The 21,795-nt window shown below is 57.3% G+C and carries 22 protein-coding genes; 8 read left to right on the forward strand and 14 right to left on the reverse strand.

Translation table 11 applies throughout. From position 1 onward, the window contains the following. Positions 1-2 precede the first annotated feature (2 nt). A complete protein-coding gene (gene pepT / locus ACI2JR_RS00840; protein ID WP_132731344.1) occupies positions 3-1,232 on the forward strand; it encodes a peptidase T in 1,230 nt (409 codons plus the stop codon). Here pepT and tehB read toward each other — a convergent pair. After that, entirely contained in the window at positions 1,229-1,825 is a 597-nt protein-coding gene (gene tehB / locus ACI2JR_RS00845) for a tellurite resistance methyltransferase TehB (RefSeq protein ID WP_462477600.1), read from the reverse strand. The genes pepT and tehB overlap by 4 nt on opposite strands. A 2-nt stretch (positions 1,826-1,827) precedes the next feature. Then, positions 1,828-2,826, reverse strand: coding sequence for a dicarboxylate transporter/tellurite-resistance protein TehA (tehA, locus tag ACI2JR_RS00850; protein ID WP_462477601.1), 999 nt, complete (start codon positions 2,824-2,826; stop codon positions 1,828-1,830). 110 nt (positions 2,827-2,936) lie between these two features. Here tehA and ydcK point away from each other — a divergent pair, with 110 nt between their 5' ends. Beyond that, positions 2,937-3,917, forward strand: coding sequence for a YdcK family protein (ydcK, locus tag ACI2JR_RS00855; RefSeq protein WP_132731341.1), 981 nt, complete (start codon positions 2,937-2,939; stop codon positions 3,915-3,917). 41 nt (positions 3,918-3,958) lie between these two features. On the opposite strand, the gene rimL is transcribed toward ydcK, so the two are convergent. Both rimL and ACI2JR_RS00865 read right to left on the reverse strand, forming a co-directional pair. Next, on the reverse strand, positions 3,959-4,525 hold the full coding sequence (gene rimL, locus ACI2JR_RS00860; protein ID WP_462477602.1) for a 50S ribosomal protein L7/L12-serine acetyltransferase: 567 nt from the start codon (positions 4,523-4,525) through the stop codon (positions 3,959-3,961). Between the two features lie 63 nt (positions 4,526-4,588). Further along, positions 4,589-6,244: a glucan biosynthesis protein D gene (locus ACI2JR_RS00865; RefSeq protein WP_462477603.1), complete on the reverse strand. Its 1,656-nt coding sequence runs from the start codon at positions 6,242-6,244 to the stop codon at positions 4,589-4,591. A gap of 556 nt (positions 6,245-6,800) precedes the next feature. Here ACI2JR_RS00865 and ACI2JR_RS00870 point away from each other — a divergent pair. Then, positions 6,801-7,256, forward strand: coding sequence for a GNAT family N-acetyltransferase (locus tag ACI2JR_RS00870; RefSeq protein WP_462477604.1), 456 nt, complete (start codon positions 6,801-6,803; stop codon positions 7,254-7,256). Positions 7,257-7,544: 288 nt separating this feature from the next. Here the strand turns inward: ACI2JR_RS00870 and ACI2JR_RS00875 are convergent, their stop codons facing one another. From ACI2JR_RS00875 to ycaC, 3 genes are all read right to left on the reverse strand, one after another. Beyond that, positions 7,545-8,318 (reverse strand): transporter substrate-binding domain-containing protein, encoded by a 774-nt coding sequence (locus ACI2JR_RS00875; protein ID WP_462477605.1) that lies wholly within the window; start codon positions 8,316-8,318, stop codon positions 7,545-7,547. Between the two features lie 11 nt (positions 8,319-8,329). Then, the gene (locus ACI2JR_RS00880; RefSeq protein WP_132731336.1) at positions 8,330-9,499 is read right to left on the reverse strand and encodes a pyridoxal phosphate-dependent aminotransferase; all 1,170 of its coding nucleotides are present in this window, start codon (positions 9,497-9,499) and stop codon (positions 8,330-8,332) included. Positions 9,500-9,643: 144 nt separating this feature from the next. Further along, positions 9,644-10,267 (reverse strand): isochorismate family cysteine hydrolase YcaC, encoded by a 624-nt coding sequence (gene ycaC / locus ACI2JR_RS00885; protein ID WP_132731335.1) that lies wholly within the window; start codon positions 10,265-10,267, stop codon positions 9,644-9,646. A 188-nt stretch (positions 10,268-10,455) separates the two neighbouring features. On the opposite strand from ycaC, the gene ACI2JR_RS00890 reads away from it, so the two are divergent. Continuing rightward, a complete protein-coding gene (locus tag ACI2JR_RS00890) occupies positions 10,456-11,352 on the forward strand; it encodes a LysR family transcriptional regulator (RefSeq protein ID WP_132731334.1) in 897 nt (298 codons plus the stop codon). Here ACI2JR_RS00890 and ACI2JR_RS00895 read toward each other — a convergent pair. Continuing rightward, the gene (locus tag ACI2JR_RS00895) at positions 11,291-12,799 is read right to left on the reverse strand and encodes a carboxylesterase/lipase family protein (RefSeq protein ID WP_462477606.1); all 1,509 of its coding nucleotides are present in this window, start codon (positions 12,797-12,799) and stop codon (positions 11,291-11,293) included. The two genes, ACI2JR_RS00890 and ACI2JR_RS00895, sit on opposite strands and share 62 nt — an antisense overlap. 52 nt (positions 12,800-12,851) lie before the next feature. Further along, positions 12,852-14,195, reverse strand: a complete 1,344-nt coding sequence (locus tag ACI2JR_RS00900; protein ID WP_462477607.1) for a VOC family protein — start codon at positions 14,193-14,195, stop codon at positions 12,852-12,854. A gap of 242 nt (positions 14,196-14,437) precedes the next feature. Here ACI2JR_RS00900 and pcaH point away from each other — a divergent pair, with 242 nt between their 5' ends. The 3 genes from pcaH to ACI2JR_RS00915 all read left to right on the forward strand — a co-directional run bounded on the left by pcaH (position 14,438) and on the right by ACI2JR_RS00915 (position 16,897). Continuing rightward, positions 14,438-15,178 (forward strand): protocatechuate 3,4-dioxygenase subunit beta, encoded by a 741-nt coding sequence (gene pcaH, locus ACI2JR_RS00905; protein WP_462477608.1) that lies wholly within the window; start codon positions 14,438-14,440, stop codon positions 15,176-15,178. After that, positions 15,175-15,795, forward strand: coding sequence for a protocatechuate 3,4-dioxygenase subunit alpha (gene pcaG, locus ACI2JR_RS00910; protein ID WP_462477609.1), 621 nt, complete (start codon positions 15,175-15,177; stop codon positions 15,793-15,795). The genes pcaH and pcaG overlap by 4 nt, the downstream gene beginning before the upstream one ends. A gap of 178 nt (positions 15,796-15,973) precedes the next feature. Further along, complete coding sequence (locus ACI2JR_RS00915; RefSeq protein WP_132731329.1) at positions 15,974-16,897, forward strand: LysR substrate-binding domain-containing protein; 924 nt, start codon at positions 15,974-15,976, stop codon at positions 16,895-16,897. A gap of 66 nt (positions 16,898-16,963) precedes the next feature. Here the strand turns inward: ACI2JR_RS00915 and ACI2JR_RS00920 are convergent, their stop codons facing one another. The 5 genes from ACI2JR_RS00920 to yajD form a co-directional block, all read right to left on the reverse strand. Next, the gene (locus ACI2JR_RS00920; protein ID WP_462477610.1) at positions 16,964-18,082 is read right to left on the reverse strand and encodes an S-(hydroxymethyl)glutathione dehydrogenase/class III alcohol dehydrogenase; all 1,119 of its coding nucleotides are present in this window, start codon (positions 18,080-18,082) and stop codon (positions 16,964-16,966) included. Between the two features lie 24 nt (positions 18,083-18,106). Next, positions 18,107-18,382, reverse strand: a complete 276-nt coding sequence (locus tag ACI2JR_RS00925; RefSeq protein WP_132731327.1) for a metal/formaldehyde-sensitive transcriptional repressor — start codon at positions 18,380-18,382, stop codon at positions 18,107-18,109. Between the two features lie 105 nt (positions 18,383-18,487). Further along, positions 18,488-18,634, reverse strand: coding sequence for a hypothetical protein (locus ACI2JR_RS00930; protein ID WP_165905779.1), 147 nt, complete (start codon positions 18,632-18,634; stop codon positions 18,488-18,490). Positions 18,635-18,736: 102 nt separating this feature from the next. After that, the gene (gene cybB, locus ACI2JR_RS00935) at positions 18,737-19,264 is read right to left on the reverse strand and encodes a cytochrome b561 (RefSeq protein ID WP_132731326.1); all 528 of its coding nucleotides are present in this window, start codon (positions 19,262-19,264) and stop codon (positions 18,737-18,739) included. Between the two features lie 339 nt (positions 19,265-19,603). Further along, the gene (gene yajD / locus ACI2JR_RS00940) at positions 19,604-19,951 is read right to left on the reverse strand and encodes an HNH nuclease YajD (RefSeq protein ID WP_132731325.1); all 348 of its coding nucleotides are present in this window, start codon (positions 19,949-19,951) and stop codon (positions 19,604-19,606) included. 625 nt (positions 19,952-20,576) lie between these two features. Between yajD and proX the strand changes: the two genes are divergently transcribed. After that, positions 20,577-21,575, forward strand: coding sequence for a glycine betaine/L-proline ABC transporter substrate-binding protein ProX (gene proX, locus ACI2JR_RS00945; protein WP_132731324.1), 999 nt, complete (start codon positions 20,577-20,579; stop codon positions 21,573-21,575). Positions 21,576-21,795: the final 220 nt, after the last annotated feature.

The raw sequence follows: 21,795 nt of genomic DNA on the forward strand, positions 1-21,795 counted from the left end.
CTATGTCATCTCCACTCGCCAGTCAATTGACCCAGCGCTTCTTCCGCTATCTCGCCATCAGCAGCCAGAGCGACCCGCGCGCCACCACGCTGCCGACGACGCCGGGGCAACACGAGATGGCCCGCGAGCTTGCCGATGAGCTACGGCGTCTCGGGCTGGACGATATCGTGATCGATGAACATGCCACCGTGACCGCGGTGAAAAAGGGGAATGTCCCCGGCGCGCCGCGCATTGGTTTTATCACCCACATCGATACCGTCGACGTCGGCCTGTCGCCGGATATTCATCCGCAAATTCTGCGCTTTAATGGTGAAGACCTCTGCCTGAATCGCGAAAAGGATATCTGGCTGCGGGTGAGCGAGCACCCGGAAATACTTGCCTATCCGGGGGAAGAGATTATTTTCAGCGACGGCACCAGCGTGCTGGGCGCCGATAATAAGTCGGCGGTTACCGTGGTAATGACGGTACTGGAAAACCTCACGCCGGCGCATCGCCATGGCGACATCGTGGTCGCCTTTGTGCCCGATGAAGAAGTGGGTCTGCGCGGCGCCAAGGCGCTGGATCTCAGCCGTTTTGCCGTCGATTTCGCCTGGACTATCGACTGCTGCGAGCTGGGGGAAATTGTCTATGAGAACTTTAATGCCGCTGCCGCCGAAATTCGCTTTACCGGCGTCACCGCCCATCCGATGTCAGCGAAAGGCGTACTGGTCAACCCGCTGCTGATGGCCGCCGATTACATCAGCCATTTCGATCGGCTGCAAACCCCGGAGCACACCGCCGGGCGCGAAGGCTACGTCTGGTTTAATGGCATTCAGGGGGATCAAAACAGCGCTCTGCTGCAGGCCAGCATTCGCGATTTCGACCGCGAGAGCTTTTTACGCCGCAAACAGCAGATTGGCGACGTCGCAGAAAAAATCGCCGCGCACTATCCAACGGCTAAAGTCGAGTTTACGCTGAGCGACACCTACAGCAATATCAGCAATGCGATTGGCGAAGATCGCCGGGCCATTGACCTGCTGTTTACCGCGATGGAGAGCATCGGGGTTACGCCGAAGCCGACCCCGATGCGCGGCGGCACCGATGGCGCGGCGCTGTCGGCCAAAGGGCTGTTAACGCCGAACTTCTTTACCGGCGCACATAACTTCCACTCAAAATTTGAGTTTCTGCCGCTGCGCGCCTTTGAGGCGTCGTATCGTACCGCCTTCCAGCTCTGCCTGCTGGCGGCGCGTTAAGCCGGTTTTTGCGCCAGCATGGTGGCAAAACGCAGCTTGATGCGGTTGCCGTTAGCGTCGGTGCGGTGCAGCTCGCCCACCTCTTCGTTGTACCTGAGGAACCTCCAGCCGGCGTAATAGCGGCGCAGTTCCTCAGGCTTAAAGGCAAACGGGAAGCCGACGGTGCAAGGATAATCGTCGGTATCCATTGCCGCGACGATCAGGTTGTAGCCGCCGGGCTTTGTACAGCGCTGCATATTGGCGATCAGGCCGGGGATGGTTTGCGCCTCGAGGAACATCAGTACCACCGTCGAGAGAATAAAATCATACTCGCCATCGAAACTCAGCGTATTCAGATCCTTAACCGCGGTCTGTAGCGCCGTCAGCCCCTCCCGATCGCGGATCTCCTGCAGATTCTTAATGCTCATCGCGTTTTTATCCCACGCGGTCACCTCAAAACCGTTCGCCGCAAGATAGAGGCTGTTGCGCCCGTTCCCGCAGCCCAGATCCAGCGCCTTGCCCGGCGGAATCAGCGTCGCGGCATGCACCACCTCAGAGTGGGTGCGGGTCATTCCGTATTTTTCGGTAAAGTAGTTTTCATCACGGATAGTCATGATTAATCCTTATTTTTTAATAATGTGGCCCGATCGACGCGAATCAGCAATTTACCCCGCAGCAGCAGCAGACAAGTATGTACCAGCAGCAGTGCGATAATCAGATTGGTAAAAACAAACAGCGGGATCGACAGAAAATGAAAAAAGCCGTCCGGGTGGCGATGGCCCAGATGCAGCCCGGTACTGGCCAACGCGGAGATGCCGAACGAGAAACTCCAGAACGAGGCGTTAAACGGTTGCCGCAGATACCACGGCATCAGACGTAGCATAAACAGCAGTTGCAATAGCCCGTAACCAAACAGCAGTTTGGCGAAGGTATCCGCCTCTGCGCCGTTGACGCTCAGCCAGGCGCTACAGGCGACCAGCGCCGGCGCCAGTTGAATGCCCAACGACGTGCGTAGACCGAGCGGCAGTTCGCCGTCGCTACGCAAACGTTGCAGAATCACCGGCTCCAGGCTCAGCCATGAGAAGATGCCGGCACCGAGGAAAACCAGCCCGGCATCGTTAAAGCCCAGCGCGCCGCAGGCCATCGCGCTGATGAAATTATTGGCCACCGTCGGTAAATAGAGGCCCGGCGTGGTAGCTTCTGCGGGGTGCCTGCCGCGCCATAAGCCAGCGCTGTGCCAGGCGGAATACGCCAGCTGGAGCGCAACGCCAAGGCTGAACAGCACCAGAGACAGCGGACGAAACCACGGCACAAAGCCGATCGCCACCAGCAGGGTGGTAGCCGGAAACAGGCTGACAAAACTACTGGCCAGCGGATGGCGCATCTCCTGCAGCAGGCTGTGCGGGGAGCGAATCGTCCGCGAGACAAACGCCAGGGTCAACAGCCCCCAGATAACGGTCGCCAGGGCGACCAGCCCGTCGCCAATGCGCTGACTGACCGGCCAGAGCGTGCTGGCATAGCGCCAGGCGAAGCCCATCCCGATGATGCCCAGCACCATGCCGAAATAGCCTGCCGGTAAATTCAGCACCTGCTGAGTTTGCTGCTTTTTGTTCATTTTATTTAATTTTTCAACTTATCTTTAAGTTGCATTTTAAAAGAACCTTCAAACCGCGCTACGGAGATTTTTGCTATGTTTATGTTAACCAAAAGTAAAGAGAAGCCGTGATGAACAAATATCGTCTCAGCGAGCAGGTTCGCCAGATTCACTATGACGAGGACGGGATTAAGCATAGCGTCAATCTGCGCCAGATTGTCGCCCTACGCGATTTCGCCGATGTGTCAGCCGGAAGCGAAGGCGGCTGGCTGGACGATGAAGCGGCGCTCAGCCAGGACGGCGACTGCTGGATTTATGACCCCAACAGCGCGGTGTTTGCCGGCGCGCGGGTGGAAGGTAATGCCCGGCTCACCGGGACCTGTATTGTCAGCCATGGCGCGCTGATAGGCGGCAACGCGTGGCTGGATGACGCCCACATCAGCCATCACGCCGAAATTAGTGACAACGTCACGGTTCAGGACTCTCACGTTCGCGGCTACTGCCGTCTCGCCGACGAGGCGCGTATTCTCCCCCACTGCCTGATCATCGCCGCCAGAGGCCTCACCGCCGACCGCGACAAATATCTGCAGATTTACCATCGGGCGACGGTCAGCGCCTCGCGCATCGTGCATCAGGCGCAGATCTACGGCGATGCGTTTGTCGAGTACGCTTTTGTTGAACACCGGGCGGAAATATTTGACCATGCGCGGCTGGAGGGCAACGAAGAAAACGATGTCTGGGTTTGCGATAATGCCAGGGTGTATGACCAGGCGCGCATCATCGCCGGGCGCGGTGAAGACGCCATACCCACGCTCCGCTACAGCTCGCAGGTAGCGGAGAATGCTATCGTTGAAGGCAACTGTTTGCTCAAGCATCGGGTGATGGTGGGCGGTCATGCCCGGCTGTGCGGCGGCCCGATCCTGCTGGACGACGAGGTGCTGATTCAGGGGCATGCCCGCATCAGCGGAGATGTGGTGATCGAACATCGGGTCGAAATTACCGACGATGCGCATATCGAAGCAACTAACGGCGATGCGATTCATCTGCGCGGCCGCAAAGTGATCAACGGCGCGGAGCATATTACCCGCACGCCGCTGCTGGGCTCGCTGTAGCCGGGCTAAGGCGCAACGCCGCGCGCCGGAGCGCGGAAATATCATGACCCGGCGCTATCGATAATCCGTCCGTAGATATTCTGGTCGTCATACGAGCCGTTCAGATATTCGGCCTGCTTCAGGCACCCTTCGAGCGTAAAACCATTGCGCAGCGCCACCTGATTGCTCTTGTGGTTAGCCACCCGGCACTTGATGACGAACCGGCGCACTTCACCGCTGTGCGCGTAGTGGTGAATAAAGGCCTGCAGCGCCTGCGACAGCAGCCCCTGCCCCTGGTGATGTTCATCGATCCAGTAGCCGATATAAGCGGTCTTATTCAGCGGTTCGATTTGGTTGAACGACAGCACCCCGACCATCTCGTCGCGGAGGAACAGTAAAAACATTTTGGCATAACCACGCTGATGCAGCATGACGTTGCCCTGCACATGGCGACGGGTTTCCTCTTCGCTGCTCACCGCGGCGGGCCAGCTCAGCGCGTTCTGCAGCCAGTGCTTGTTCTTGTCAACCAGCTGGTGTAATTCAGTGACGTAACGTTCATTGACCGCGCGCAGCGTCAGCTGCCCGGTCAACGGGATCTCTTCAATTGCGGGGGACTGTTCTGCGGACATGGCGTCTCTCACTGCGGGTCAACCCATCCACGGCATGGCAGCGTGAATGGGCGACCGTAGGGGTTACTTCATTACCCGGTCATCAACATAGTTGCGTTTGTCGGGAGCCGGCGGGAAATACTGATACAACCAGGTTTCGCTGATCGCATCGCCCTGGCAGCGCAGGAACATGCGCATTTCTACCGGGTCGGTGGCGTCATTGGTCGGATACCAGTCAAACTGAATGCGATAGCCGTCGAACGGTTCGACGTACAGGATTTCAACCTGCTTCGCCTCGCCGTTAGAGAGCGTGATCACCGGCTCGATGCCTTTTGGCGCCGCCACTTTCAGATCGCCGCCGACAAAGTCGATGGCAAAACGCCGCGCCCATTTGTCCGGATAATGTTCGCCCGGCGCCCAGCCCTCCGGGAAACCGCCCATCCCGGTGCGGGTAGCCATCACCCGGGCCAGCGGCGAACGCACCGGCGGCTGCGCGCTCCAGTACAGACGATAGCTGAAGTCCAGCTCATCCCCGGCCTTGATCGCCTTTTCCGGCTGCCAGAAGCAGACGATGTTATCCAGCGTTTCGCCGGTAGTCGGGATTTCCATCAGGCTGACGGCCCCTTTGCCCCACTGGTTACGCGGTTCGACCCACAGGCTTGGGCGCTTGTTATACCAGCCCATAATATCCTGGTAGTGGGAGAAATCGCGGTCCAGCTGCAGCAGGCCAAAGCCGCGCGGGTTTTTATCCTCGAAAGCATTGAACTGCAGCTTTTGCGGGTTATTCAGCGGGCGGCAGATCCACTCGCCGTTACCGCGCCACATGGCGAGACGATCGGAGTCATGGATTTGCGGATGAATGGTGTCGCACATCCGGCGTTCGTTGTTGCCGCAGCTGAACATACTGGTCATCGGCGCAATACCCAGCTGCTTGATATCTTTGCGGGCGTAGATGTGGTTCTCCACATCCATAATCACCTGCGTCTGCTGGCAGTTGATCACAAACTTATAGGCCCCGGTGACGCTCGGGCTGTCGAGCAGCGCATAGACGGTAAAGACCGTCGCGCCCGGTTTGACCGTTTCGAACCAGAATGAGGTGAAGTCCGGAAACTCTTCCGGGGTATCGGTAAAGGTGTCTACCGCCAGGCCGCGGGCGGAGAGCCCGTACTGATAGGTGCTGTCGACCGCGCGGAAGTAGCTGGCGCCGAGGAAGGCGACGATATCGCGACGCGCCAGCTCCGGGGCTTTAAAGGCGCGGAACCCGGCGAAGCCGAGGTCGGTCTGCCCCACCAGCTGTTTGGTGTCGACACCGGCGTCGTTATAGTTAAACAGCTCCGGGCGGAAGTGAATTTCCCGCGCCTGCTGGGTTTGTGTATCCAGCGAGAACATGCGCACCCGGCGGCGAAAGCCCATCCCGACGTGGAAAAACTGAATGTCCAGCTGACGATCGTCGATGTTGTTCCACAGCGAGTGCCCGGCATCGTACTGGATGCTGTTATAAGCCTGCGGGGTCAGATTCGCCAGCGTCGGCGGCAGGTCGCGCGGGGCGCCGCCCCAGGACTGACGCGCGAGATCGTGCGCCATCGATTGCAAAACGGAAAAGTCAAAACGGCGCGTCATTCCATCAGCAATGCCTGAATCTTCGGCAAGCGCGGCGTTAGAGAAAAGTGAAGCGACTCCTGACGTTCCGCATACGGCGGCAACAGCCATGGAAGATTTGAGAAAACGTCTGCGATTCATGCCTGAGAAAGCGTCCTTCTGTTATGCCAATGGATACGCAACGCGACCAACAGATGCGTCGTGAATTTCGCCCACTCTAGACAAAAACGATTGATAATCCAATTGTTGGCGACAGAAAAAGCGCGAAATAATTCTGTCCACCAGACCAGACTGAATTCTCGTTCACAGAGCATTCTCGCCGAAGACCGCCGCTCGCAGTTTCAACAAAACCACGTCGTCGTCCTCGTCGCCCCTGCGCGCGATCGGGTTCGTCATGTCGTCCGACCAAAACTGGCGCATGGCCGGACGCGTTTCTGTTTTAAAGTCTGCCTCACCGCATCTTGTGGGAGGCGAAACAATGAACTGCTGGCCAATCGGCTAAGGATATCGTTTGTGGTAAAGGCTTATACATCCTTGACTCGAAAGAAAAGACGCCTTATGCCGAGAAATGCCGCGTTTACAATTCATCCCGAACAGAGTTGATATTGATCAGCTCAGATAGCGGTTTTCTTTTTTTATAGTGAAATAAACAATCGCCACATCTTATATTTTATTTCCCTATGTGATACATGACGCCATGAATATAACAAAAGCAAATGTAAAAGATCTGCCAAAACTTCTCGACATTCAGAAAGAGGCCTACCTGACTGAAGCGGATACCTATTCTGACTACGCGATCCCTCCATTAACTGAAACCCTTATTGATTTTACCCGAGCGCTGTCCAGGAGCGTTGTGCTCAAGGTCGAACTGGAGGGGGTTCCGGTGGCTTCGGTTCGCGCCACGCTGCAAGGTGACATCTGCGAAATCGGGCGTCTCAGCGTCAGTCCGCACTATCAACACCGAGGTATCGGTCGTTCATTGCTGCTGGCTTGTGAAACCCTTTTTCCCTCATCGCGTTATTGTGAACTGTTTACCGGATCGCGAAGTGAGGCCAATCTGCGATTGTATGAAAGTTTGGGCTATCGTCGTATCAGAACACACGTTCTGTCCCGCAAAGTCACATTGATTTATTTGAGAAAAGCTTTACCGTGAACAAATTAATAATAGAGGCTCGCCCGGATGCACAAATTTTCAGATGGGTTATCGAAAACGAGTCGCCTCCCGGGAAAATCGAACGCTTAACCTGACAATAAATCCGAGAGGAGTGACAACTTCGCAGGAAACCCATCAATCAACAAAAAATCCATTTATTACTTTTCGGTTGACGACAACAGAGGGGAAAACAGTCTCTCCCCTCTGTCAGCAACGTCAGTCCACGCAAAAGAGTCTGCCGGCTTCCCTGCGGTCCGTTGCCTAAAGCCAAACGACGGCGAACGGCTATTATTTGACGCTGACGTCAATACCCGGGAAGTATTTCGCCGCCAGACGGGTAATGGTGCCGTCGGCGCGAACTTTATCGATCGCCGCGTCGAGCTGTTTTTTGCTCGCCTCGTCGCCTTTACGCAGGCCAAAACCGATCCCGCTGCCGAGAATGGTATCGTCAGAGACCGGCTGGCCGATAAAGCCAAAACCTTTGCCCTGCGGCTTGCTGAGGAAACCGGCCTGCCCGGCGGCAGACATCACCAGCGAGGCGTCGATACGGCCGTTCAGCAGATCCGCCCACGCCATGTTCTGGTCCTTGTACGACACCACGGTCACGCCGTGTTTTTCCCAGTGCTCTTTGGCATAGGTTTCCTGAATGGACCCCTGCAATACGCCGATAGTTTTCCCTTGTAACCCTTCCGGCGTCGCCTGCATGCCGCTGTCGGCCTTCCCCACCAGCTGCGAGGGGATGCGATAGATCGGCTGGGTAAAATCGATGCTCTTGCGCCGCTGCTCGGTGATATTCATCGCCGAGTTAATGGCGTCGAACTTTTTCGCCACCAGCCCCGGGATCAGCGCATCGAACGAGGTCTCTACCCAGCTGCATTGCCGCCCGGCGGCCTGGCAAATCGCCTTCCCTAAATCGATATCGAAACCTTCCAGCTCCCCTGCCGTATTACGGCTTTCAAACGGCGGGTACTCCGCTTCCACGCCATAGCGCAGCTCGCTGGTGGCAAACGAAGAGAAGGTGCAAATCATCCCCAAAGCGAGGGTAAGGGCTTTTATTTTCATCCTGTGGCTCCTTAACGCGGCTTAACGTGACACAGTGCCTGCGCACCGGCCCGTAATGTGGCTTCATCTTTAGCAAAAGAGAGGCGAATCAGTTTGTTATCCGTACCATCCGTATAAAACGCCGACAGCGGGATCGTCGCAACGCCGTAGTCGGTAATCAGTCGTTTCACCATTTCGCTGTCGCTTTCATCGCTGAAATGGCTGTAGTCCGCCAGCATGAAGAATGAGCCCGCGCTCGGCAACAGGCGGAACGGCGAGTCGGCCAGCTGCTGCTGGAGGAGATCGCGCTTCTGCTGGTAGAAAGCGGCCAGCGAGAGCCAGGATTGCGGATCGGTCATATGCTCGGCGAAGGCATACTGCATCGGCGTATCGGCGGAAAACATCAGGAACTGATGAACCTTGCAGATCTCGTCCATCAGCGCCGCAGGGGCGACGCAGTACCCTACGCGCCAGCCGGTAACGTGGTAGGTTTTGCCAAACGAGGAGATGATAACGCTGCGTTCAGCCAGCTGAGGATGGGTCGCCATCCCGTGATGTTGCTGGCCGTCAAAGACCACATGTTCGTACACCTCATCCGACAAAATCACGATATCGGTGTTGCGGGTCAGCGCCGCCAGCTGGTTTAAATCTTCAGCGGAAAACACCTGGCCGCTGGGGTTATGCGGCGTATTGACAATAATCATCCGCGTACGCGGGGTGATCGCGGCGCGAACCTCCTGCCAGTTGACGCTGAAGTCAGGCACCGTCAGTTTGATGGCCACCGGCGTGGCCCCCTGCAGACGGACGATCGGCGCGTAGCTGTCGAAAGAGGGTTCGAAGTAGATCACTTCATCGCCGGGATGCACCAGCCCGCCAATGGCCGAGTAGATCCCCTGGCTGGCGCTGGCGGTCACCAGCACTTCGCTGTCGATATCATAGCGGGTGCCGTACAGCGCGGCGATCTTGTCGGCAATCCGCGCTTTCAGCGCCGGCAGGCCGGTCATCGGCGCATACTGGTTATGCCCCGCCTGCATCGCCCGCGTCACTCCCGCCACCAGCCGTTCATCGCAGGCAAAATTCGGCGCGCCCTGAGAAAGGTTGATGGCATTATGCTGAGCGGAGAGCTGGCCGATCACGGTAAAGATGGTGGTGCCGACATCCGGCAATTTGGAACGGGTGGTCACCGGGGAACAGAGACGCATAGTTAATCCTTTCTCATTTTATGTGCATAATCATTCAATCCAAAGCGCTACCCGACGACAACCGAATTGTTGTCATAGTAGCTATGAGCTTTGATCATGCCTTAAGAAAGTAAGCGGCCAGCAGACGCTGGCCGAAGTGGGAAACTACTTGCTGGTTAAGGTGTTATAGCTGGTCATCAGGTTACGGTAGTCCGGTATGTGGTTGGAGAACAGCGTCCCCAGCCCTTCGATGTCATTGCGCCAGTCGCGATGTAGCTCACACGCCGCGCCAAACCACGACATGAGCTGCACCCCGGCCTGCGACATGCGATCCCAGGCGGCATCACGGGTTAGTGGGTTAAAGGTGCCTGACGCATCGGTGATCACAAAGACGTCGAACCCCTCTTCAATGGCCGACAGCGCCGGAAAGGCCACGCAGACCTCGGTGACGACCCCGGCAATAATGAGCTGTTTCTTCCCCGTCGCTTTCACCGCCTTGACGAAATCTTCGTTATCCCAGGCGTTAATATTGCCCGGGCGGGCGATATAAGGCGCATCCGGGAACTGCGCTTTCAGTTCCGGCACCAGCGGACCATTGGGGCCGTTTTCAAAACTGGTGGTTAAGATGGTGGGTAGAGCGAAGTATCTGGCGAGGTCCCCCAGCGCCAGCACGTTGTTCTTGAATTTATCGGGATCGATATCACGAACCAGCGACAACAGCCCGGTCTGATGATCCACCAGTAGCACAGCAGCCTCATTCTTATCGAGACGAACGTAGGGTTTGGCCATGATTGACTCCTCATTTAAACATCAGGTTATTCCGCCGGAATTGTCGTTCCGGCAGAGTTTGTCTTCACATGGCAGATCATAGTGTACTTGCCGGCAGAGGATTAGTCGGTGAAAGTGGAACACAGTGTCCCATTCCCGCAACGAAGCTGGCATACTGCCTATGATCGAAATGCATAGCTGGAGATGAGATGTCGCGAAGCGCCCTGCCTTTTCATGCCGTGGAAACCTTTCTGGTGACCGCCCGGCATCTTAACTTAACCCACGCGGCGCGCGAGCTGTGCCTGACTCAGGGGGCCGTCAGCCGCCAGATTGCGGCGCTGGAGGCGTGGTTCGGCTTTCCGCTGTTTGCCCGCCACGCCCGCGGATTGCATCTTTCGCCGCAGGGTAGCGCGCTGTACCCCGAGCTGCAGTCCGCCTTCGGCCGGCTGGTGACGGTGGCGGAGCAGGCGCGTCAGCAGCAGACCGTGGTGCGCCTGAAAGCGCCAACCTGCGCAATACGCTGGCTGGTCCCGCGGCTGGTAGCCATCGAACAGCGCCATCCGGAGCTGCAAATCGCCCTCACCACCACCACCGAACATAGCGTGAATTTCAAAACGGAACCCTATGATGCGGCGATCGTTTTCGGGACGCATCACAGCGCCGGCGATCTGCTCTTTGAAGAGGCGCTGACGCCGGTCAGCAACGGCGCCATTCCTTGCGATAAGACGCTCAGCGGGGTCACCTTTTTACATCCGACGCGGGATAAGACCGACTGGTCGCTGTGGCTGACGGCATTTTCCCCGAATGCCCCGCTGAGCATGCGTAAAAACCAGCATTTCGACACCATGGATCTGGCGATCACCGCCGCCATGCAGGGGCTGGGCATCGCCATTGCTGACGCAACGCTGGTGGCGGAGGATCTGCGCGCGGGTCGCCTGACCCGGCCTTTTTCCCTCAGCGTGAAGACCGGGGCCAGCTATCGCCTGGTGGTCCGCGGTTCGCAGAGTAAGGCCGACGGCCTGGCGCGCTTTCGCGCGGAGCTGATCAATCCAGCGTCACATGATGGCGCATCACCCGACGAAACAGCGCCAGTCGCGCACGCATAAAGCGGTTTTCCAGCTTAAACCCGGCCCGCTTATGCAGGCCGATGCGCAGCAGCCGATCCCGCCCACGCTGGCTGGCCGGCCAGCGTATCGCGCCCGGGAGTTCGCTACAGCGATGGCCGGCGAGCCGCGCGAAGCTGGTCCAGTAATCGGCCACCTGGGCGGCAAAGGCCTGGTCCTCATCGCTGGCGTAGCCGCGCACCGGATCGGCAAGCGACAGCGTATCGAAGACATAAGGCACCTCATCGCCATGCCACGCGCCGTGCGGATAGGTCTCATCCGCCGCTTGCGGTACATAATCGAACCAGTAGCGCCAGCAGGGTTGCCCCACCCGCTGCTGGGCCAGCATCACCACATAGCCCAGGGTGGTAAAGGCCATATCGCGACACACCTCGCGCCCGAGGTTTTCATCCCCTCTTACCCCGGGATAGAGCAGCTTTATCAGTCCCAGGCCAAAGCGCCGTTCGCGGCGCAGTTTCTGAATCTGCCCGGCGATATCAACGCCAAATATCGCCATCACGCTGGCCTCGTCGCTGTTGGAGCCAATCATCACCGGCAGCGGGTGCTGATGGCCGGCAAAGAACGTCTCCAGCATCGGCTGCGGTAGCACCGCATCACCGGCGATCGGCGCCGGGCCAATCGTCAGCGGCGCGGTAAGCGACCAGAAGGCCTCGGCGGGAATCGCCCGTAGCTGCTCCGCGCTGGCCTCCGGCAGGGAGAAATGTTCCGCCAGCAGGCGCCCCTTCTGCAGCGCTTTTTCACGCGGCAGGTCCGGCAGCGTATAGCCGCTTTGCACGATCGCTTTATGGAACAGCCCGCGCGATTTTGGCGACACCATCAGCGAGAGCACGCTGCGCGCCCCGGCCGATTCGCCAAACAGGGTCACATTGGTGGCATCGCCGCCGAAGGCGTGAATGTTCTCCTGCACCCATTGCAGGGCGGCAATTTGATCGAGCAGAGCAAAATTATACACCCGCTCGCCATCCTCCCCCTCCAGCGCCGGATGGGCGAAAAAACCTAAATGCCCCAGCCGATAATTGACGGTGACCACCACCACCTCCCGCCCGGCCAGCGCTTTGCCGTCGTACGGCGGCAGACTGCCGGCGCCGATGGTAAAGCCGCCGCCGTGCAGCCAGACCATCACCGGCAGCGGCTGAGTACGGGCGGCGGGTGCCCAGACATTGAGATACAGGCAATCTTCCGAGAAGCGGCCGGGATCGCCGCCGCCCAGCTCACGGCAGTACTCAATATCCTGCCAGCTGGCGGCGGAAAAGGCGTCGGCCGGGCGTACGCCCTGCCAGCGCGCGGGGGGGCGCGGCGCGCGCCAGCGGAGTTCGCCGACCGGCGGCGCGGCATAGGGAATCCCGCGCCAGATGTTAATCCCCCGTTCAGCGATACCGGATAGCGTCCCCTGCCGGGTGTTAACCAGCGGAGTCGATGGATTCTGCATGACCTGCTTCCTTTTACGGTCGTCGATAATTCATGTCAGCAGAGTACCGGATTCAAAGCAGACCGCAACGGCGTTTACTGCGCTCCTCCGCCTGTTGATAAAGCGCGAACTCATCCAGCACCGGGCAACCGAGCGCCGCTTCAAAGGCGTCGCGGCTGGCATTGCCGTGGCTGCGGGCCTGAATTTCATTCCCCAGATTAGACTGAAAAATTCCGGCGGCGCTCACCGGCAAAAAGTCTTCATAAATAATCGGTTGCGCGACAAGCCAGCCGCGCTCGATCAACGGCTGCGGATCGTCGCCGGGTCCAAAGGCGTGGCGATGGGCTTCTCCGGCCGGCGTCAGGCGGTAGCGGAACCACGCCAGCCCCTGCTGGCGCAGCAGGAATTCGCTATCCGGGAACTGGCTGAACACCTCCTGAAGATGGCGCTGATGGTTGAGATTGTCTTTGCCGACCCCGGCTTCATTAAGCAGGCGGTCATACAGCGCCCGGCCCTTCGGCGTCAGCGCTATCCCGCGCTGTTCGATCTCGCCAAACCGCGCGCTATGAGTGCCTTTGTGCTCCCCGGCGAACATGACCGGCTCCTCAAGCGCTTTAAAACTGGTCTGGCGCAGCAGTATCGGCACATCGCGGCGCGGCGGTCCTTCAATCAGCGCTTTCGGAACGATGCCGTACTCCGGCATCAACGCCTGAACCCGGTCGATATCCAGAGTGCGCGGCGTCAGGTGGTTGATATGGCAGCCGGGAAAGCAGACCACATCGGCAATCAGCCGGTGTTCGTTGTGCAGCGCATGATAGGTCTCATCGTCTACCGTCGCGTGGCTGTGCCAGCGGAATGTCTCCAGCGCCTCGCGGACAAATTCCCGCGCCTGCGCCGGCGTAAAGCTGCCGCTCTGTTCATAGAGCGCGATCAGCTCGCGGCAGCGGGGAGTAAAGATATCGCGACGGGAGAGGATCTCCGCCGCGCGCTGGCGCAGCTCGACGTTGGCAATCAGCTCAAGACGCAGCAGCGAGGTAAAAATGCGGAACGGGTTGCGCGCCAGCGCCGCATCGTCGACGGGACGAAAGGCGGTGGAATGCACCGGTACCCCGGCCTGCGACAGATCGTAATAGCTGACGGGGAACATCCCCATAATGGCAAACATGCGACGCAAGGTCGCCAGTTCTTCCGCCGTGCCGACGCGGATGGCGCCGTGGCGCTCAACGTTCAGCCGCGACAGTTCGTCGGCATTAGCCAGCTGCTCGTGCAATTTCGGATTATGTTCCAGCACCGCCAGATTAACGTCCGCCACCAGCTCCAGTAACGTCCCGTACTGTGGAACTTCCTGCTGGTACATCGCCGACATGGCCTGCGAAAAGTTTTCCCGAATCTCATCAGCCGTGATGGTGTTCGCCATGATGTCTTACCTCCAGTGAATACTTCCTGGAGTGTAGAAAAGGGCCCGGCTGACGGCGGGAAGAATTTACAAATTGTGATGCGGATAACCTGCCCTTCTCTTTTACAACCCGCGGGACATAACGGTGGGTTATGGAAAACACCCTTTAATTTCACTTTAAATTAACAAGGCATTTACACACACTGTTTCTGGCGATATGACAATAAGATGCCCCTCTACCGATTAAACGGAGCACGTACCCTATGAATGATAAATGGTCACCGCGCGAGGCTATTCATCGCGATTATAACAGCCATCCTCCCGCTTACGCCCCGGGCTATAAAACCAGCGTGCTGCGCTCGCCGCGCAATGCGCTGATCTCGCTACAAAATTCGCTGTCAGAAATTACCGGCCCGGTGTTCAGCCACTACGATCTCGGCCCGCTGGATAATGACCTGATCCTGAATTACGCCAAAGAAGGCCTGCCGATCGGCGAGCGCATTATCGTGCATGGCTATGTGCGCGACGGTTTTGGCCGCCCGATGAAAAACACGCTGGTGGAAGTCTGGCAGGCCAATGCCGGCGGCCGCTATCGGCATAAAAAGGATCAGTATCTGGCCCCTATCGATCCCAATTTTGGCGGCTGCGGCCGGGTGCTGACCGATGACAACGGCTACTACTGTTTTCGCACCATTAAGCCTGGCCCCTACCCGTGGCGTAACCAGGTCAGCGACTGGCGCCCGGCGCATATCCATTTTTCACTCTCCGGGGATGCGTGGGCGCAGCGATTGATTACGCAAATGTATTTCGAAGGCGACCCGCTGATTAAGCAGTGCCCGATCGTCAAAACCATTAATAACGACGACGCCGTACGAACGCTGATTGCCGAACTCGATACCCACGCCGCGGTACCGCTGGATTGTCTGGCCTATCGCTTTGACCTTGTGCTGCGCGGCCATCGCGCCACGCTGTTTGAAAACCGCACTCAGGGGGCCGCCCGATGAAAGAGTATTTAGCCGAAACCGCCTCGCAGACCGCCGGCCCGTACGTGCATATCGGCCTTGCGCCGGACGCCGCGGGTTTTCATATCTTTGAAAAAAACTTCGGCCCGCAGCTTACCACCCCTGATACCGAAGGCGAGCGTATTACTATCGAAGGCCGGGTGATTGACGGCTCCGGCACCCCGGTGCGTGACGTACTGCTGGAGATCTGGCAGGCCAACGCCGCCGGGCGCTACCGCCACCCGGACGACCGCCAGCAGAGCAAAAAGATCGATCCTTCGTTTCGCGGCTGGGGCCGGACCTGCTCCGACTTCGCCAGCGGCATCTGGCGCTTCGCAACTATCAAACCGGGTTCCGTGGTGGGTCGCGACGGTCGCCTCATGGCGCCGCACGTTAACCTGTGGGTAGTCGCGCGTGGGATTAATATCGGTCTGAATACGCGGATGTACTTTGCCGATGAGCAGGAAGCCAACCGCAACGATCCGGTACTGAATCTGATCGAGTGGGAGGTCCGCCGTCAGACCTTAATCGCTGAACGCGAAGTGCGCGGTAATGAAATCGTCTACCGCTTTGATATTCATCTGCAAGGCGATAATGAAACCGTCTTTTTTGATATCTGACGCCTCTCCTGCCCTGATTTCGCCCCGTCCTGAAGCGGGGCGTCTGTTTTACACCACCGTACACAACGAAAGAAGTTGTAATATAACAAGATCAAATGTTAAAAATATTTTGCTATCTGGTTATCAAAATTAAACAACTTCGCTTGTCACTGAGTGCGCTCTGTTTTTAACATCAGCTATGGAAAAAAATGGTCTCTTCAGTCAGCGCATTCGTTTGCGCCATCTACACACTTTCGTGGCCGTCGCTCAACAGGGAACTCTGGGGCGTGCGGCTGAAACACTAAATCTGAGTCAACCCGCGTTATCCAAAACGCTCAATGAGCTGGAGCAGTTGACCGGCACGCGCCTGTTTGAGCGCGGACGCCTGGGCGCCCAGCTGACGCTGGTCGGCGAACAGTTCCTCACCCATGCGGTAAAAGTTCTCGACGCGCTGAACACCGCCGGTCAGGCGCTCAACCGTAAAGAGGGGTTGAGTAACGATGTGGTGCGCATCGGCGCCCTCCCCACCGCCGCATTGGGTATCCTGCCGACGGTTATTGGCCAGTTTCACAAGCAGCAGAAAGATATTACCCTGCAGGTCGCCACCATGAATAACACCATGCTGCTGGCGGGGCTAAAGTCGGGGGAAATTGATATTGGGATCGGGCGGATGTCTGACCCGGAACTGATGAGCGGGCTGAATTACGAACTGCTGTTTCTTGAGTCCCTGAAGCTGGTGGTGCGTCCCGGTCACCCTTTATTACAGGAAACCGTCACCCTCAGCCGGGTGATGGAGTGGCCGGTGGTGGTCTCGCCAAAAGGCACCATTCCGCGCCAGAATGCCGAAACCTTACTGCAAAGCCAGGGGTGTAAAATACCCGCCGGCTGTATCGAGACGCTCTCCGCCTCGCTATCGCGCCAGCTGACCGTGGATTATGACTACATCTGGTTTGTCCCTTCCGGGGCGGTAAAAGACGATCTGCGCCGCGGCCTGCTGACCGCCCTGCCGGTTGCCACTCAGGGCGCCGGCGAACCGATCGGCATCCTGACCCGGGTGGACGCCGCATTCTCTTCCGGCGCGCAGACGTTACTTAGCGCCATCCGCAAATCCATGCCCGCATAATGAACTCTCCGGGCTGACGATCGCGCCGTCATGCCCGGAGGGTTACTGCCGCGATGTTACCGCGGATTAATTTTCGCCGAAGTGGATCACGGTACGGATGGATTTACCTTCGTGCATCAGATCAAACGCTTCGTTGATCTGATCCAGCGGCAGGCGATGGGTGATAAACGGATCGAGGCGAATTTTGCCGGCCATTGCATCTTCAACCATACCCGGCAGCTGGCTGCGACCTTTCACGCCGCCGAACGCCGAACCGCGCCAGACTCGGCCGGTCACCAGCTGGAACGGACGCGTTTTGATCTCCTGGCCCGCGCCGGCAACGCCGATAATTACGCTCTCGCCCCAGCCTTTATGGCAGCACTCCAGCGCCGCGCGCATCACGTTTACGTTGCCGATGCACTCAAAGCTGAAGTCCACGCCGCCATCGGTCAGCTCAACGATGACGTCCTGAACCGGCTTAGCGTAATCCTGCGGATTGATGAAATCGGTCGCGCCCATCTCTTTGGCAAGCGTGAACTTGTCCGGGTTAGTATCGACCGCCAGGATGCGCCCGGCTTTCGCCTGCACCGCGCCCTGGATCACCGCCAGACCAATCCCGCCAAGACCAAAGACCGCCACCGTGTCGCCCTCTTTCACCTTCGCGGTGTTGTGGACCGCGCCAATACCGGTGGTGACGCCGCAGCCCAGCAGGCACACTTTGTCCAGCGGCGCCTGCGGGTTTACCTTCGCCAGCGAAATCTCAGCGCAGACGGTATATTCGCTGAAGGTACTGGTCCCCATGTAGTGATAAATCGGCTCGCCGTTATACGAGAAACGGGTGGTGCCGTCCGGCATCAGACCTTTCCCCTGGGTGGCGCGAACCGCCTGACAAAGGTTGGTTTTGCCGGATTTACAGAATTTACACTCGCGACACTCGGCGGTGTATAGCGGAATAACATGATCGCCCGGCTTGAGGCTGGTCACCCCTTCGCCAACTTCGACCACGATACCGCCGCCTTCATGGCCCAGCACCGCCGGGAATACCCCTTCCGGGTCGTCGCCGGAGAGAGTGAAGGCATCCGTATGGCAGACGCCGGTGTGGGTAATTTTGACCAGCACTTCGCCTTTTTTCGGCGGCGCGACGTCAATCTCAACGATTTTCAGCGGCTGGCCGGGGCCAAACGCGACAGCTGCACGTGATTTCATATCCGTCTCTTCCTTCGTGGTGATTTATTTTAAGTAGGATCGTAGCAGATGACCCACTTCCGCCATTCTCGCCGCGCGCTGATCCGGGGTGGTGTCACCGCTGACCAGCTCGTCCTGGAGATGAATTTCCACCATCTCCCCCATCAGGCCGTTGGCCGCGCCGCGAATCGAGGCAATCTGCTGCAGAATCGACATACAGGACTCGCCGGATTCCAGCGCGCGTTCCAGGGCTTCAACCTGCCCGCGAATACGGCGTACGCGACTCAGCGCGCGTTTTTTGTCTTCAGGTGAATGTGGCATGATGACGCCCTCAATATCATATAGGGGGGTATACTATATTTTATTAGCCGAAGTGGCAAACTGAAACGCCGCTATCCGTCATAGTATAGCGACGAACATTCGGATTCAGGCGAGTTCCCGCGCCATCGCCACCCGGCGTAAATCCGCCTGCGCCAGCCTCGATGGCAGCAGTTTTTCACCCAGCGCGACAAAGCCATGACGGATAACCCACAGCGCAGGCGCTTCATCCCCGACGGCACCTCTGACTTGCATACTTCCCCTTTTCCCCCGGTTCATATCAGATGTAGCACACTCTGCGGAGAAAGAAATAAAAAACCCCGCGATTAAGCGGGGTCTTTACGGTCCGGCAGGCGCTCAGCGCTTGCGCGGCATCATCCGCAGCAGCGTATTATCGTGCCACAGGTAATGGTGCATCAGCGCGGCTAACGCATGCAGACCGACCAGGAAATAGCCGGTATTCGCCAGCAAACCGTGCACGCCTTTCAGCGTATCCACCAGTTCAAAATTACTTTGCGCGGCAAACGGCATGGTCAGGCCAAAAGCGAACCACGGATTGCCGCGGTGATACATCATGACCAGGCCGACCAGCGGCTGGGCGATAAACAGCAGATAGATAGCCAGGTGTCCGAGATGCGCAAAGCCGGTCATCATCGGCGAGGGCTTCGGCACAATCGGCGGCGCCGGGTATTTCAGGCGTACCAGCAGGCGCGCCACCATCAGCAGCAGAATGGAAATCCCGCAGGAAACATGAATCATGTTAATGACCGGTCGGGCGCTGCGAGGAAAAAAACCTCTCAGCTCCATAGTGGCATAGGCACCAACCACCAATAAAAAGACCAGCCAGTGGATACCTATCTGCAGGCCAGTGTATTTATCGCGCATGGGAAAACCCTTAATAAAACAGTGATGTCGACAACATAACGACCTTTGCTGAAAATTTCATTAAGTTTTACGTAGTATTAACAAACCCGGCCCGGATTGCGGTAATGAGTGCAAAAGCAAGCAGTTAGCGAGGGTTATTTCTGGCGAGCGGAGGCATTTACCCACCGTGAGGTCAGAGATCTTCAGCCTGGAGTTATCTCCGGGCGCGATATGCAGAGGTTTCCCGGCCATCGAGGGCCTTCCGCCCCCCGACTACGGGCTGCCAGGCAGGTAAGGCCCGGCGCTCCGGGTTCACTGAGATAACCGCCGGCTATGCGCCCATACAGAGCACCGCGGAGACTATTTCTTCTTATTCAGCATCGCCTTTAAATCGGCAAAGGGATTATAGGTAGCGGCAGCAACATCTTTTTGCGCATCCTCCCCTGCCACCACGGTCGTGCCGTACTGGTCGGCTTCAGTGTACTTCGAGTGCTCGTGGTCATGACAATACAGACACAACAGCTCCCAGTTACTGCCATCTTCCGGGTTATTGGTATGATCATGATCGATGTGATGAACCGTCAATTCGCGTAGGTTCGAATAAACAAACTCTCTCGAACAGCGCCCGCATACCCACGGATAGATTTTTAGTGCTTTCTCACGGTAGCCGCTCTCCAGCCGCGTGTAGTTTTTGGGGATCAGAGCCATTCCGATGTCACCTGCTATAACAAGATAATTTACGCTAGTTCCCCCAATATATCTCATTATGGAACGGAAGGAGACATGAAAGAGGGAGCGAATCAGTAGAGAGTCGCTGCGCGGATGGCCTCTGCGTCCCGATCGCCATCATGCTTCACTGGGCCATCGGGGGATTTAAAACGCCGTCGCAGGTATCGGCATCGCAATGTTGCCAGCGGTTCCGCTGCGGCCCGTTTACTACCCGATTGAATATCTCCCGGCCCCGCCCAGGGAGGCCCGGGAAATATCCTCTGCCTTTGCCAACAATATATTTATCCGGCTGTTCTTCCCGCTTAATATGTTGCGTTCGCCGGCCGCCAGATGACTATTTAGCCGCGACCCTGGGCACATAACAGGAGATAAAAGGTTGCCAGCAGAATTCAGTGTGCTATGGTGAATTCACTGATTACTCATTCATAAAGACCAGACGCCACAATACACAATAGTTATGATCTTATCTAAGCCTGCGCAATCGCCACAATATCTATCAAGCGTTTTCCTCCTGCCATTGCCTCACATCATCACGCACGTTCGCCAATGATTACTCCTGCCGCTTCTCTGGCTCAATAAAATACAAACAACAGGGTTATTTATTATGTCTATTTATAAGACCAGTATTCTCGCAGCCGCTCTGCTTCTCACGCTGCCCGCCGCCTTCGCCGCGGGGCTTCCCGGACAAGGGGTGACCGTGTATCCCTTGCAAAGCACGATTCCTGAAGAGGCTTTCCAGACGGAAATCATCAATAAAGCGCTGGTAAAACTGGGCTATGACGTGCAGCCGACGCAGGAGGTGGATTACAATGTCGCCTATACCGCTATTGCCTCGGGGGATGCGACTTATATGGCGGTGAACTGGCAACCGCTGCAAAAGGATATGTATAATTCGGCCGGCGGAGATAAGAAATTTTATCGCCAGGGCACCTATATCAGCGGCGCGGCCCAGGGGTATCTCATCGATAAGAAAACGGCGGATAAATATCACATCACGGATATTTCCCAGCTTAAAGACCCGAAAATCGCCAAATTATTTGACGTCAACGATGACGGTAAAGCCGATTTAGCCGGATGTAATCCGGGCTGGGTCTGCGGCCAGGTTATTGACACCCAGATTAAGGCCTACGGTTTAGAAAATACCGTAAAACAAAATCAGGGAAACTATTCTGCTATTATCGCCGACACCTTAACGCGCTATAAATCCGGTTTGCCGGTGCTCTATTTTACCTGGACGCCCTACTGGGTCAGCAATGAAATGGTGCCCGGGAAAGATGTTGTCTGGCTTACCGTTCCGTTCTCAGCTAACCCGGGTTCGCTGAAAGAGATGGACACCACCCTGCCTAACGGGAAAAACTACGGCTTTAAGGTCAATAATGAACATGTGGTGGCCAACAAAGCCTGGGCGGAAAAAAATCCGGCGGCGGCAAAACTCTTTGCGATCGTGCAACTGCCGCTGGCCGATGTTAACGCTCAGAACCAGCTGATGCATGAGGGGAAATCCTCTGATGCCGATATTCAGAGCCATGTGAACGGCTGGATTCACGCTCATCAGGCCACCTTCGACCAGTGGATAAAAGAAGCCCTCGCCGCGGCAAAATAGCGCACCCTGCGCTCACCTGTTGGCGCTGCACAAGGCCGACAGGTGGGTCGTCAACCACCCGCCCGACAGATAGCGTACGGCGTAAGCAATAGCCCTTTCGCCTTACGCGCGATTCCCGGCAAATTCATGAATTTTTGTGTGCAGTTTTTCAAACGCTTAGCCAGCCCGGCGCTTTTCCGGGTTGCCGATTCGGGGCGACTGGAGTATGCCTGGAGAGTCT

This window comes from Klebsiella sp. NPDC088457, assembly GCF_044900465.1.
Taxonomy (GTDB): domain Bacteria; phylum Pseudomonadota; class Gammaproteobacteria; order Enterobacterales; family Enterobacteriaceae; genus Klebsiella.

What these genes read in the sequence shown, in the direction of transcription:
- pepT (WP_132731344.1), top strand. Translation starts at nt 3, where the DNA reads ATGTCATCTCCACTCGCCAGTCAATTGACCCAGCGCTTCTTCCGCTAT.
- tehB (WP_462477600.1), bottom strand. Translation starts at nt 1,825, where the DNA reads ATGACTATCCGTGATGAAAACTACTTTACCGAAAAATACGGAATGACC.
- tehA (WP_462477601.1), bottom strand. Translation starts at nt 2,826, where the DNA reads ATGAACAAAAAGCAGCAAACTCAGCAGGTGCTGAATTTACCGGCAGGC.
- ydcK (WP_132731341.1), top strand. Translation starts at nt 2,937, where the DNA reads ATGAACAAATATCGTCTCAGCGAGCAGGTTCGCCAGATTCACTATGAC.
- rimL (WP_462477602.1), bottom strand. Translation starts at nt 4,525, where the DNA reads ATGTCCGCAGAACAGTCCCCCGCAATTGAAGAGATCCCGTTGACCGGG.
- ACI2JR_RS00865 (WP_462477603.1), bottom strand. Translation starts at nt 6,244, where the DNA reads ATGAATCGCAGACGTTTTCTCAAATCTTCCATGGCTGTTGCCGCCGTA.
- ACI2JR_RS00870 (WP_462477604.1), top strand. Translation starts at nt 6,801, where the DNA reads ATGAATATAACAAAAGCAAATGTAAAAGATCTGCCAAAACTTCTCGAC.
- ACI2JR_RS00875 (WP_462477605.1), bottom strand. Translation starts at nt 8,318, where the DNA reads ATGAAAATAAAAGCCCTTACCCTCGCTTTGGGGATGATTTGCACCTTC.
- ACI2JR_RS00880 (WP_132731336.1), bottom strand. Translation starts at nt 9,499, where the DNA reads ATGCGTCTCTGTTCCCCGGTGACCACCCGTTCCAAATTGCCGGATGTC.
- ycaC (WP_132731335.1), bottom strand. Translation starts at nt 10,267, where the DNA reads ATGGCCAAACCCTACGTTCGTCTCGATAAGAATGAGGCTGCTGTGCTA.
- ACI2JR_RS00890 (WP_132731334.1), top strand. Translation starts at nt 10,456, where the DNA reads ATGTCGCGAAGCGCCCTGCCTTTTCATGCCGTGGAAACCTTTCTGGTG.
- ACI2JR_RS00895 (WP_462477606.1), bottom strand. Translation starts at nt 12,799, where the DNA reads ATGCAGAATCCATCGACTCCGCTGGTTAACACCCGGCAGGGGACGCTA.
- ACI2JR_RS00900 (WP_462477607.1), bottom strand. Translation starts at nt 14,195, where the DNA reads ATGGCGAACACCATCACGGCTGATGAGATTCGGGAAAACTTTTCGCAG.
- pcaH (WP_462477608.1), top strand. Translation starts at nt 14,438, where the DNA reads ATGAATGATAAATGGTCACCGCGCGAGGCTATTCATCGCGATTATAAC.
- pcaG (WP_462477609.1), top strand. Translation starts at nt 15,175, where the DNA reads ATGAAAGAGTATTTAGCCGAAACCGCCTCGCAGACCGCCGGCCCGTAC.
- ACI2JR_RS00915 (WP_132731329.1), top strand. Translation starts at nt 15,974, where the DNA reads ATGGAAAAAAATGGTCTCTTCAGTCAGCGCATTCGTTTGCGCCATCTA.
- ACI2JR_RS00920 (WP_462477610.1), bottom strand. Translation starts at nt 18,082, where the DNA reads ATGAAATCACGTGCAGCTGTCGCGTTTGGCCCCGGCCAGCCGCTGAAA.
- ACI2JR_RS00925 (WP_132731327.1), bottom strand. Translation starts at nt 18,382, where the DNA reads ATGCCACATTCACCTGAAGACAAAAAACGCGCGCTGAGTCGCGTACGC.
- ACI2JR_RS00930 (WP_165905779.1), bottom strand. Translation starts at nt 18,634, where the DNA reads ATGCAAGTCAGAGGTGCCGTCGGGGATGAAGCGCCTGCGCTGTGGGTT.
- cybB (WP_132731326.1), bottom strand. Translation starts at nt 19,264, where the DNA reads ATGCGCGATAAATACACTGGCCTGCAGATAGGTATCCACTGGCTGGTC.
- yajD (WP_132731325.1), bottom strand. Translation starts at nt 19,951, where the DNA reads ATGGCTCTGATCCCCAAAAACTACACGCGGCTGGAGAGCGGCTACCGT.
- proX (WP_132731324.1), top strand. Translation starts at nt 20,577, where the DNA reads ATGTCTATTTATAAGACCAGTATTCTCGCAGCCGCTCTGCTTCTCACG.